Here is an 11,865-nt window from a genome sequence, read left to right on the forward strand (position 1 = left end):
AAGGTGGCTGGGTGAGCACATCTTGTAATCAGCAGCATGATACCGAGCAATATGACAACGAGCAGCTATCACAAAGTCGTCGCATGCTTGTCATCGTATGGGCGGCCATTGGCTGTTTAGCACTGTTGTTTGTTGCCATTCAAGTCCTTGGTAAAGTTTGGCCAGCGGTTCAGCTTTTACTCTGGGGTATTGTTATTGGCTTTATTTGCAGTCCTATTACCAACTGGCTTGAAGACCACAAAGTGCCTCGCGGTCTTGCAGCGTTTTTATCGCTTCTCGTTATGGTGGGCATAGTGTCGCTGGTCTTTACGCTTTTGCTGCCTCCGTTTATAGAGCAAACCATTAACCTTTTGCGTAATGTGCCAAGCTACGTAAGTTCATTGCAAGAGATGTTTTCTCAATTTATGAAAGAGCATCAAACCATTGCAGGTACCGATGTGCAAGCTATGCTCTCGTCCAGTATCAGCTCGTTGTCTGATGTGCTGAGTCGTTTGGCAACAGATATGGCAGGCAAGCTTTCTGGTGGCATTGTGACCAATATTATGGGTACGCTTTCAGACCTGTTTACCATGTTCTTGGGTTTGGTCATGGCCTATTGGCTGGCCAAAGATTATCCCGTTATCATTCATGAGATTGCTATTTTGGTAGGCCCTAAACATCGAGAAGGCATGACCATGCTGTTTGCCGTTATGAGTCGTTCTATGGGCGGCTATATGCGCGGCATTGTGATTACCTCAGTTGTGGGAGGCTTTTTGAGCTATATAGGGTTTAGCTGGATTGGCCATCCCTATGCAGGTCTTATGAGCATTACGGTAGGTATTCTGCATTTTATTCCTGTTATTGGTCCATGGATTGCCGCTGGACTTGCCATGGTTTTGGCTCTGTTTACCAGTCCAACCTTGGCGCTTTTCTCGCTTTTGGTATCCGTGGTTGCTCAAAACGTTACGGACAATGTGGTTTCACCATTGGTTATGCAATCGGCCGTTAAGGTACATCCTATTATGTCGCTTACCGCCATCATTGTGGGCAATGCTCTGGGAGGCGTGCTGGGCATGGTCTTGGCCATTCCGCTTTCCGCAGCGCTGAAGGGCATCTTTGTGTACGACTTTGAAACGCGTACCGGCAGACAGATTGTGTCCTATGAGGGCGCCATCTTTAAGTCCACGCCTTTTCATGATAATGAGGGCGCCATCCTGCCATCCTTTGATGCCTTGGATGATGATCGTTTCTTTGAGTACACCAGACTGGTTCCTCGTGTAAAGAACGTGAATGTTACGGCGGAAACACCCCCAGATTCCATTCGTCCTACTATTGCAGATGTTGTTCGCAGGTACAATGAACAGCTTGGAACAACAGCGTTCCACATTGGCTTGTCGCGTGATACCAACAACTCAGACAAGCCTGGCGCCACCAGCGCTACCGACGCTACTGGCACTGGCGGCGACGGTGCTGACAAGAGCACTACGAGCCACGGCACCGCCGGCGCTACTAGTACCACCAGCGCTACACAAACTATGATATCAGATACACCCACTACCAGCACCAAGGAGCACCATGACAATGTCTGATTACAAGACAATGACCACCGCAGAGATTCGTGAGCATTATCTGCGCTTCTTTGAATCTAAAGGCTGCAAACTATACCCCAGCTCATCACTGGTTCCCGACGATCCTTCTTTGCTCTTAGCTAATGCTGGTATGAACCAATTTAAGGAATACTACCAGGGCACCAAGACCATGCGTGAGATTGGTGCAACCTCGTGTCAGAAGTGCTTGCGCACCAACGATATCGACAATATCGGCGATGCCCGCCACCTGTCATTCTTTGAGATGTTGGGTAACTTCTCTTTTGGCGGCTACTCTAAAGCGGACGCCATTGCCTGGGCTTATGAGTTTATTACCAGCCCCGAGCACCTTGGTCTTCCCAAAGACCGCCTGTACATGACCGTCTTTGAGGATGATGATGAGGCCATCGAGCTGTGGCATGAGCAGGGCGTAGCCTATGACCACATCTCCCGCTTGGGTGAAGAGGATAACTTCTGGGCGGCTGGTCCTACCGGTCCCTGTGGTCCTTGCTCTGAGATCTACTTTGACCAGGGTCCTGCGTTTGAGGGCGAGAAACCCGGCGATGACGGCGATCGTTACCTTGAGTTTTGGAACCTCGTCTTTACCCAGTATGACCGCCAGGAAGATGGATCCATGCCCGATTTGCCTCATCGCAATATTGATACCGGCATGGGCTTGGAACGCATTGCTGCCATCATGCAGCACGAGGGATCCAACTATGAGGGCGATGTACTGCGCTCTCTCATCCACGTGGGTGAGAAGCTTGCCGGTGTGAGTTATCACAGCTCTGAGGCGGTAGATAAGTCCCTGCGTATCTTGGCAGATCACTCCCGTGCTGTATCCTTCATGATTGGTGACGGCATCCTTCCTTCCAACGAGGGCAGGGGCTATGTTTTGCGCCGCCTTTTGCGTCGTGCTGTCTACCATGGCCGATTGATGGGCATTAAGGATGCATTCCTCAATACCTACTTCCATGAGGTACAGGCGCTGCTGGGAGACGTATACACAGCGCTTATCGACAACCGAGCCCTTATCGAGGGTATTATCGCTGCAGAAGAGGAGCGCTTCTCCGCTACCTTAGACGCTGGCGAGAAAAGCCTTGCTGCTGAGCTTGCGGCTTTGCCTGCTGGGGCGGTGCTTTCTGGTGAGGTGGCCTTCAAGCTGCACGATACCTACGGTTTCCCCATTGATCTTACCCGTGAGATCGCAGAAGGCGCTGGTCATGCGGTAGATATGGACACCTTTGACAAGCAGATGGCGGCACAGCGCGATCGTGCTCGTGCAACGGCCAACCGCGATGCTTGGGGTCAGGCCAACAATGTGTGGGTTGCGCTTTCTGATGAGCATGAGCCTACGCGTTTTGAGGGTTACAGCTCTGATGTTGTAGAGAATGCCAAGGTTATCGCTTTGGTTATTGACGGACAATCCGTTGAGTCTGCTTCCGTAGGCAGCGAGGTAGAAGTTGTGTTGGACGCCACCCCCTTTTATGCGGAGATGGGTGGTCAGGTAGGGGATACGGGCACCATTTATGGCCCTGCCTTTAGCCTGGAGGTAACCGACACCAAGAGTCGTGGGGACGGACTGGTCGCTCACGTAGCCGTTGTTCGCGAGGGTACGGTTGGGGTTGGTGCCTTAGTAACCGCTGCGATTGACCACAACCGTCGCGAGTTGATTCGTCGTAACCACACGGCAACCCACCTGTTGGATGCCGCCCTTAAATATGTGCTGGGCGAGCATGTAAGTCAGGCAGGCTCTCTTGTAACCCCCGATCGTCTGCGCTTTGACTTTACGCACTTTGAGGCCATGACGGCAGAGGAAATTGCCCGTGTAGAAGGCCTTATCAATGCAGAAATTTTTGCTGCCGAGCCCATGATCACCAACATCATGAGTCTTGATGAGGCAAAGGCTTCAGGCGCGGTAGCGCTGTTTGGCGAGAAATACGGCGAGACGGTTCGCGTTATTTCTACCGGTGCGTCCGAGAAGCCCTTCTCGCGTGAGCTTTGTGGCGGCACCCATGCACACAACACTGCTGATCTTAGCTTCTTTAAGATCATCTCCGAGAGTTCCGTTGGTTCTAACGCGCGTCGTATAGAGGCTGTTACCAGCGCGGGAGCCCTTGAATATGTGGATGAACGGCTCTTGGAGCTTTCAGAGATTGCCGCTGAGCTTAAATGTCGTCCCTCCGAGATTTTGTCTCGCGTAGCGCAACTGCAGCAAGAAGTGCGCGATTCCAAGAAGCGTATAACACAGCTGATGAGCGGTGCTGCTTCTGACGTTGTGGGCGATGCGCTTAAGCAGGCGGTGGATGCAAGTGGATATCGGTGTGCCATTACTAAACTGAACGGCGTTTCTGGTAAGGAGCTTCGTGGTGTTTGGGATGGTATTCGCGATGCCGCACAAGGTAAGCCCATTGCCTGCGTTTTGGCTTCCGCTACATCTGATGGCAAGGTTGGCCTGCTTGCTGCTGGTACCGATGCCGCTGTTGCTGCAGGATTTTCTGCAGGTGATATCGTGAGTGCGTTGGCTCAAAAGCTTGGTGGCCGTGGCGGCGGACGTCCTAACATGGCTCAGGCTGGTGGTACCAATGTGGACGGCATTGATGCTGCTCTGGAAGCTGCTCGACAGATGATAGGCGCATAAGTGCGTGTCCTTGCTTTAGATATTGGAGAGGCCCGCATTGGCATTGCTACTTCTGATGTCACGGGTCGTATCGCGTCGCCCGTCAAAGTACTTCCTGCTCAGGAGGTACTTTCGGGCGCACGCTCTTTTCGCATGATTTTGGAAGACTACGAACCAGAGTTGCTGGTGTGTGGTCGTCCTAAGACTATGACGGGTGAGGATGGTCCACAGGCACAGCATGTGATGGATCAGGCTCAACAGATTGCAAAGGCCTGTGGTTTGGCTCTAGAGTTTGTCGATGAGCGCTTATCGTCTTGTGAGGCCAAGCGTATTCTGCGCGAACAAGGACTTTCCGAGAAGAGCATGCGCGGCAAGGTAGATATGGTTGCTGCTTCCTTGTTCTTGCAATCATGGCTGGATGCTCAGGCTGTCCTGAACACTCAGGATGCTCAGGATACCCAGGATATCCAGGTTACCCAGGATGCTCAGGCTGCTTGGCAATAAAGGAGAAATGCATGGCTAGTTCCCAAGAATCACATTCCTCTCACCGTGCTTCTCGTGGTGCACATTTTTCTGGTACGCCTCGGCAAACCCCTGCTCGAAACTACGCTTCTCGACAAGTGCCTGCACAAAATCACGTTGCACAAAACCTCACAGCTCGACAACACGCTGCTTCTCCATCACGCAGCTCAGCTGTACAAAGTCCTCGCTCCTATAAACAGCCCACTACAAATCAGGCACCCGTCACCCCACCCATCAAAGTCATTGTTTTGGTTATTGCGGTGATCTGCCTGCTTGTTGCCGGTTTTGTTATTCATGGCTGCGTGACGGCAAAACAAAAGAGCACCTCTGGCGTAGCTGCTGGTACAGAGGTTACCGTTACCATTGCAGAAGGCTCTGGTGCTCAAAAGGTTGCCCAGTCTTTGCTTGATGCTGGTGTCATAAGCACCAGTGAAGACTTTTTAAAGGAGCTCAGCCTTAAGAATGCAGATTCCCAGATCAAGCCCGGTACCTATGTGTTTACAACGGGTATGTCTGTGGAAGAGGTTGTTCAGCAACTGGTAAAGGGTCCTAACACAAGCGCTAACAAGCTTTCTGTTCCCGAGGGCCTTACGGTTAAGAAAACAGCAGCACTGGTAGAGAAGTCCTTGGGAATTAAAGCCGATGATTTTCTCGCCCAGGCTAAGGCTTCTAACTATGTGAATGAGTTTTCCTTCTTGCAGGGCGTTGCAGATGATTCCCTTGAGGGCTTTTTGTATCCCAAAACCTACGACTTTAGCGGCAAAGAAGTAAGCGCTGACAGCGTTATTCGTACCATGCTTAATCAGTATCAAGCGGAGCATGCGAGCCTGGATTTTGAGACTGCTTGCGCCACCATTCAAAGCAACTATGGCATCACCATGAGTGATTACCAATTTTTGATCTTGGCATCCATCATTGAGCGTGAGGCCGTAACGCAAGATGACCGCCCTCTTGTTGCTTCCGTCTTTTATAACCGTCTTAAACAGGACATGGCCCTGCAGTCGGATGCTACGATGGGCTATGTATTGGATAGGGAAGTGACGGCAGAAGATCTTAAGACGCAGAGTCCGTATAACACCTATCTTAACAAGGGTTTGACTCCTACACCTATTTGTACACCCAGCACCGCTTCACTCAAAGCTGCATTGGAGCCTGCAAGTACGGACTACCTCTACTTCTTTATTGTAGAAAATGGTAGTTACTCCAACCATAGTTTCTCTAAGACCTACGAAGAGCATCAGCAGGCTATTGAGACAGCAAAAAATGCTCAATCGTAGCCGTGTATACCTGTTGTTGTGATAGCCATGAGTTTGCTGCAGGCCTCAAAATATGTGGCGTCGTTGCCTTTGGTGGATATAGACGAGCTTGTTCATGCAGGTATACGCTGTATTTTGCTTGATCGCGATAATACCTGCGTGCCAAAAGACAGCAAGTATCTACCCTCTGACATTGTGGCGTGGGTACAACGAGCAAAGCAAGCGGGCTTACAGATCTGCTTGGTATCCAATAATTTTTTTGCAGCTCAGGTAGCACAGACGGCACACGAGCTTGCTGTACCAAAAATAGATCATGCTCTAAAACCGGCACCCTTTGCGCTCTGGACTGCGCTTAAGCGCATGGGCGTTTCGCGCCATCAGGCTGTCTTAATTGGTGATCAGGTATTTACCGATGTGGTGGCAGGTAATCTAGCAGGCATTTCTACCATCCTTGTTAGACCGCAGTCATCCACCGATTTGTTCTACACCAAACCCTTGCGCATGGCTGAACATAGAATCCTCGACGGCATTAGTTTTGAGGGAGAGGATGTGCAGCCGTGATAGCAGCTATTCTTATATCGTTGGTGGCCTCGGTCCAAGATATAAGAACCCGCTGTGTTGCTAATGCACATTCGTTGTTGCTGCTCCTGTTGGGGGTAGCGCTGCGCCTTGCTTATGCACCTTCTACCTTTATGCTGTATGCGGGGTTTACCATAGCATTAGCCTTTGTTTTAGTGGCAGTCGAGCTTTTATTTCGTAAACGACAAAACCATGCCGCTCTGGGTATGGGCGATATTAAATTTATTGCAGCGTGGGGTATGTGGTTGGGACCTGTTACGGTTATGGCCGTTGGTATAGGTTGTGCACTAGCAGCAGTGTTTGGTGTTGTAGTCCAGCAAAAAACAATAGCGTTGGTTCCTTGGCTTACCATAGGCTTTGTGTTCGTAGTTTTGGTAGTTCGGTTTGTGTAGGAGCTTTGGGTCCTGCTGTGACCTGCCATTGGATGATAAAATCTAAAAGTTAGATGCAAAAGCTAGCTGCTTATGCAAAGAGCAAAGGAAGCGTGCTGGGAGAGTAAAGGCGCATATACCTAAGGCATACGAGGAGTGCTGTGCAAAGGCCGGAGCGTGGATATATTGTACACAAGGGCTGTGACCACGTCTTTTTTGTGGGCTTCTTTGGTGCTGGCAAGTCTACCTTGGCACGCAATATTGGCCATATGTTCAGTCGCTCATTCACGGATACGGATCGCATTATAGAGCGCATGTATCACTGCTCACTGGCGCAAATGTATGCAGATGGCGGGGAGAAGGCCCTGCGTCAGGCAGAAACCAGCGCCCTCCAGAGTTTGCAGTCACAAAAAAGTCTGCTTGTAAGCTGTGGAGGCGGTATCGTAGAAAGTGAGCTCAATTGCCAGCTCATGCATGAGATGGGTATCGTTGTGTATCTAGATGGCACCTTATCGGATTCCCTCAAACAGATTCAACGCACTGATCGCAGGCCTGATTTGACACTGTGTTCGAGTCCTGAGGAATTGTTTGAACGGCGTCGTCCTCTCTATCAAAATGCAGCTGACTATTCGATTTGTATTACGGACAAGACATTTGATGAGGTTGCGCAAATAACCGCACAACTCTTGTGGGAGAAAGGCCTGCTATGAGTCAGGAAGAAGCTCAGCAATCAGTTATTCGCCAATCAATCACCTTGCCTGGCGGCTCGTGCGATATGCGCATAGGCAGGGATGCTCTCTACAATATGGGTCGTGAGCTCCGTTTATTAGTGGGTAAACCGCGTAAGGCTGCACTCATTTGCGGGGCAGATGTTTCTGATGCCTTAGCAGAGGAGCTGCGCCGTCAGTTGGCGGATGGCGGTTTTGTTGCCGTGCAAGCAAACCTACCCGATCAGGACGATATAACAACCATAGATCTTGCCCACGAGCTGTATATCTTTTTAAGCAATGAAGGTCTTACAGCAGATGATGTTCTTATCTTTGCTGGTAATGAGCAGTTGGCTGGTTTGGCTTCCTATAGTGCAAATGCCTGGTGCGCTGGGGTGGAATATGCCTTTGTTCCCACTACCGCTCTTGCTGCGGTACAGGGTATTACTACACCACCCGCTTTGCGTGCTACACCAGGTGCTTTTCCTGTTATAGCCACAAAAGCACGACCTCGTATGGCCTTTTGTGATTTGACCTATATGGAGCTATACGAGCAAGATCAATTTCAAACCATGCTGGCCTACGCGGTTTCTACGGCGGTGTGTGACAACACAGATGCCTTTGGCCGTCTTGCCTCAAGAGCCAACAAGATTATGGAGCATGACGAACAGACCATCGTGGATCAGCTGGTAGATACCGTTAAATGTCGTGGTCGTATTGAGGCGTCCACTTCCCTGGCAATCCGTCAGAGCAATTCCTACGGCTTTATCTTTGAGGCTGCTCTGGATCGCTTATTCGAGGGCATTCCCCGTGCGCTTAAAATTGCCGAAGGTTTGCGGGTAAACGCGCGTCTTGCGGTTGGTCTTGGGGAAGCGGATATGGATTTGATGTACAGCCAAGATGGCCTGCTGGACAGCTTGGGCATTGGACAGATTGCGTGCGACGTGCAAGCGCAAGAGCTTATCGGCGCCCTTAAGGCGGTATGTTTTGCAAGGACCAATCGTTTCTTATTGCCGCTTCCTTTAGCTTTTGGTCGTGTGCGGTATACAGCAGTGCCAGATGAGCTGCTCAATGAGCATATTCAGGCTTGGTGTATGCTACACAAACAGCTGCTAGAAGCTCATCAGGCAACAAACTAGCCAGGCGATACGAGCATATCCATTGGGAAAGGATTACTTATGGCAGATACACAGGCATGTGCGGCGCGTGTTGCGCGTTTGCGCGAGGTTATGGCACAGCGTGGCTATGATGCGGTGATTTTGAGAAACAATGCAGATTTGCGCTGGCTTACGGGTTCTGAGCGCACCTTTGATCATGAGGTTGCTCATACCGCATTTATTACGGCTACTGGTCAGTGGCTGCATACGGATTCTCGTTATTACAACACCTTTATAACGCGTATGGGTACCGACCATGCTTGGATTATAGATATGGACCTGGTGGATCCTGCCTGGTGGGTTGCTGGGCTTATCGTTCAGACACACAGCCGCATGGTTGCTATTGAGGATAGCTGTGATTTGGCCTTTTATGATGAGCTAAAAGCGTGTGTGCATCAACAATCTGCTGCCTGCCTGCTGCCACGCATACATGGAGATATTGCCTCCTTGCGCATGGTAAAAGACGCAGAAGAGTTGGAGCTTATGCAGCATGCACAGGATATTACCGATGCTGCTTTCGAGTATATGTGTAGCTATATTAAACCCGGTCAGACCGAGCAGAACCTTCGAGTGGCACTGGAAAACTACATGCTGACGCACGGTGCTGATGCGTTGTCATTTGACACGATCATTGCAACCGGCGCAAACGGTGCAAATCCCCATGCTCAACCCGGTTCTGCCATAGTGCAAGAGGGCGATTTTATCGTCATGGACTACGGTGCTGGCTATCATGACTATCATTCTGATATGACGCGCACGGTATATGTGGGGACGCCTTCTCAAGAGCAAAAACAGGTCTACGACATTGTTCGTTTGGCTCATGAGACCTGCGCAGCCTATGTAAAACCTGGCGTTATTGGCAGCGATGTTCACAATCTTGCTGTTAAGGTTATTACGGATGCCGGGTATGGTGATTTCTTTAAGCACGGTTTGGGGCACGGTGTTGGTTTGGAGATTCACGAGAAACCCAATTTTAATCGCCGGTATGATCTGCTCATCCCCGAGGGTTCGGTTGTTACCATTGAGCCTGGGATTTATTTGCCTGGTAAATTTGGTATTCGCCTGGAAGACTTTGGTGTGGTAACGTCAGATGGCTATAAACCCTTTACCAAGTCTACGCATGAGCTTGTTTGTATCTCCTGTTAAGTCTGCATAGGTATTCTCGTTAAGAAGACAGACAACGGTATACTAGAATGCATCTGTGAATATGTTGCTTCAAAAGGCATAGATCAAATAGAAAGTGAGTTGTTGTGGCAAGCATTAGCACCGCAGATTTTAAGAACGGCATGGGTCTTAAAATTGATAACAAGTATTACACCATTGTAGAGTTTCAGCATGTAAAACCTGGTAAGGGCGGCGCATTTGTTCGCTACAAGCTCAAGGATTTGCGTGACGGTCGTACGATTGATCAAACCTGCAATGCTGGCTCCAAGTTTGAGAGCGTCCAACTCATCACCAAGGAAATGCAGTATCTGTATAACGATGGCGATGCATACAACTTTATGGACATGGAGACCTACGATCAGATTCCTGTCTCTGATGACTATATTGGCGATAATGCCAAGTGGCTTAAAGAGAACGACGTGTGCCAGCTGCTGTATGCAGATACCGAGCTTTTAGGCGTTAATCCTCCTATGTTTATTGAGGTAGAGGTTACAGAAACCGATCCTGGTTTTAAGGGTGATACGGTCCAGGGTGGCACCAAGCCTGCCGTTATTGAGACGGGTGCAACTATTCAGGTTCCTATGTATCTTAACCAGGGTGAGCGTGTAAAGGTTGATACCCGTACTGGTAAGTTTGTACAGCGTGTCTAGCCAGCTGTCACCCCAAATGTGAGTGTGGCTCGTAGCGTGAAAGGAATTCCCATGGAACAGACTGAGATTCTGATCTCTGGCATCGGTATTTCTAAGAGTGTTATTGGCACCGTGGTTACGGCTGCCGTAAACAAGGTAGAAGGCGTTGCTCGCGTAGGCGGCAACGATATTACATCGAGCCTGATCTCTGTATTTACCAGTAAGACGGTGCAATCTGGTCGCGCGGTAGAGTGCGAGTCTGATGAAAACGGTCTTATTGTGACGGTTCATTTGGCGGTCTTTTTTGGCTATACCTTTACCAAGCTGGCCGAGCAGGTTCGCATTGCGGTATCTCAGGCCATTACCGAGCAAATTGGCGTCAACGTAAGCGCTGTTAATGTGTGCATTGATAGCCTCGTATTTCCCAAGGAGTAAGTTTGAGCACTCCCGCTTATCAAACTCGTAGGCTTGCGCGCAGCCAGGCGCTTCAGATTTTGTTTCAGGCTGAGGCCACTGGTCGTAAGGTGTGTGATGTCCTGTCGGGTGACTATGCTTTGTCCGACGGTCCTCTCAACCCGTATGCACAGACCCTTGCTTTAACAGCAAGCGATAAGATCCCTGCGCTTGACGGCATTATTACGCGCTTTTCCAAGCGCTGGGAAGTTATGCGCATGCCTGCAGTGGACCGCAACCTCTTGCGTCTTTCCATTTGTGAAATGCTCTGTATTGCTGAGGTAGATACCGCTGTTTGCATCAATGAATCCGTGGAGTTGGCCCGCGCCTATGGTACGGATGAGTCCTCTCGCTTTATCAACGGTGTGCTGGGTGCGATTGCTGCAGCTACGCAAGCAGGGGAAGATCTGTTTGCTACCACTCCAGCGGTTGAGGCAAACGCTCCCAAACCTGCAGACCATGATGTAGATGCGGTAGAGGAATAGCTATGGCAAGGGTTGATACGTCTGCCTACCAGTCCTTTGATGACATTGTTGGTCGTTTGGACGAGATCGTGGGCACGGTTCGCGATAAAGACACCTCGCTTGAGCGTTCTTTGGATCTGTTTGAGGAAGCTATTAGCTTGGGTTCTAAAGCGGTAGACATGGTAGATAAGGTTGACCTTACGGCCCAGGATGCTGCTGCCGAGAAACCCGATAAGCCCGTTGCGTCCGTTGAGGCTGATGAGTCTGGTTCTGACTCTGACACGAGCTCCGACGCGGACGCCGATACAGGCTCCGACGCGGATGCCGCTACGGGCTCCGATACCTCTAGCTCTACCGCAGCTGAGTCTAAGTAACTCA

13 protein-coding genes are annotated in these 11,865 nt (G+C 50.2%); all 13 read left to right on the forward strand.

Features of this window, described 5'->3' with window-relative positions; all coding sequences use genetic code 11:
- Positions 1-11 precede the first annotated feature (11 nt).
- The 13 genes from HMPREF1091_RS03560 to HMPREF1091_RS03620 all read left to right on the forward strand — a co-directional run bounded on the left by HMPREF1091_RS03560 (position 12) and on the right by HMPREF1091_RS03620 (position 11,861).
- Positions 12-1,568, forward strand: coding sequence for an AI-2E family transporter (locus HMPREF1091_RS03560; RefSeq protein ID WP_002563465.1), 1,557 nt, complete (start codon positions 12-14; stop codon positions 1,566-1,568).
- Positions 1,561-4,206 carry an alanine--tRNA ligase gene (gene alaS, locus HMPREF1091_RS03565; protein ID WP_002563466.1) on the forward strand — a complete coding sequence of 882 codons (2,646 nt, stop codon included), beginning with the start codon at positions 1,561-1,563 and terminating at the stop codon, positions 4,204-4,206. The genes HMPREF1091_RS03560 and alaS overlap by 8 nt, the downstream gene beginning before the upstream one ends.
- Positions 4,207-4,689 carry a Holliday junction resolvase RuvX gene (gene ruvX, locus HMPREF1091_RS03570; protein ID WP_002563467.1) on the forward strand — a complete coding sequence of 161 codons (483 nt, stop codon included), beginning with the start codon at positions 4,207-4,209 and terminating at the stop codon, positions 4,687-4,689.
- A gap of 11 nt (positions 4,690-4,700) precedes the next feature.
- Entirely contained in the window at positions 4,701-5,984 is a 1,284-nt protein-coding gene (gene mltG / locus HMPREF1091_RS03575) for an endolytic transglycosylase MltG (RefSeq protein ID WP_002563468.1), read from the forward strand.
- A 27-nt stretch (positions 5,985-6,011) separates the two neighbouring features.
- Complete coding sequence (locus HMPREF1091_RS03580; RefSeq protein WP_002563469.1) at positions 6,012-6,524, forward strand: YqeG family HAD IIIA-type phosphatase; 513 nt, start codon at positions 6,012-6,014, stop codon at positions 6,522-6,524.
- Positions 6,521-6,934: a prepilin peptidase gene (locus tag HMPREF1091_RS03585; protein ID WP_002563470.1), complete on the forward strand. Its 414-nt coding sequence runs from the start codon at positions 6,521-6,523 to the stop codon at positions 6,932-6,934. The genes HMPREF1091_RS03580 and HMPREF1091_RS03585 overlap by 4 nt, the downstream gene beginning before the upstream one ends.
- A gap of 140 nt (positions 6,935-7,074) precedes the next feature.
- A complete protein-coding gene (locus HMPREF1091_RS03590) occupies positions 7,075-7,623 on the forward strand; it encodes a shikimate kinase (protein WP_002563471.1) in 549 nt (182 codons plus the stop codon).
- Complete coding sequence (locus HMPREF1091_RS03595) at positions 7,620-8,759, forward strand: hypothetical protein (RefSeq protein ID WP_002563472.1); 1,140 nt, start codon at positions 7,620-7,622, stop codon at positions 8,757-8,759. Before HMPREF1091_RS03590 ends, HMPREF1091_RS03595 begins: the two co-directional genes overlap by 4 nt.
- A 39-nt stretch (positions 8,760-8,798) precedes the next feature.
- Positions 8,799-9,923, forward strand: a complete 1,125-nt coding sequence (locus HMPREF1091_RS03600; RefSeq protein ID WP_002563473.1) for a M24 family metallopeptidase — start codon at positions 8,799-8,801, stop codon at positions 9,921-9,923.
- A gap of 104 nt (positions 9,924-10,027) precedes the next feature.
- Positions 10,028-10,591, forward strand: coding sequence for an elongation factor P (gene efp, locus HMPREF1091_RS03605; protein ID WP_002563474.1), 564 nt, complete (start codon positions 10,028-10,030; stop codon positions 10,589-10,591).
- 51 nt (positions 10,592-10,642) lie between these two features.
- Positions 10,643-11,005 (forward strand): Asp23/Gls24 family envelope stress response protein, encoded by a 363-nt coding sequence (locus HMPREF1091_RS03610; protein ID WP_002563475.1) that lies wholly within the window; start codon positions 10,643-10,645, stop codon positions 11,003-11,005.
- A gap of 2 nt (positions 11,006-11,007) precedes the next feature.
- Positions 11,008-11,508, forward strand: coding sequence for a transcription antitermination factor NusB (gene nusB, locus HMPREF1091_RS03615; RefSeq protein ID WP_002563476.1), 501 nt, complete (start codon positions 11,008-11,010; stop codon positions 11,506-11,508).
- Positions 11,509-11,510: 2 nt separating this feature from the next.
- Positions 11,511-11,861, forward strand: a complete 351-nt coding sequence (locus HMPREF1091_RS03620; RefSeq protein ID WP_002563477.1) for an exodeoxyribonuclease VII small subunit — start codon at positions 11,511-11,513, stop codon at positions 11,859-11,861.
- Positions 11,862-11,865: the final 4 nt, after the last annotated feature.

The organism is Atopobium minutum 10063974, from assembly GCF_000364325.1.
Classification (GTDB): Bacteria; Actinomycetota; Coriobacteriia; order Coriobacteriales; family Atopobiaceae; genus Atopobium; species Atopobium minutum.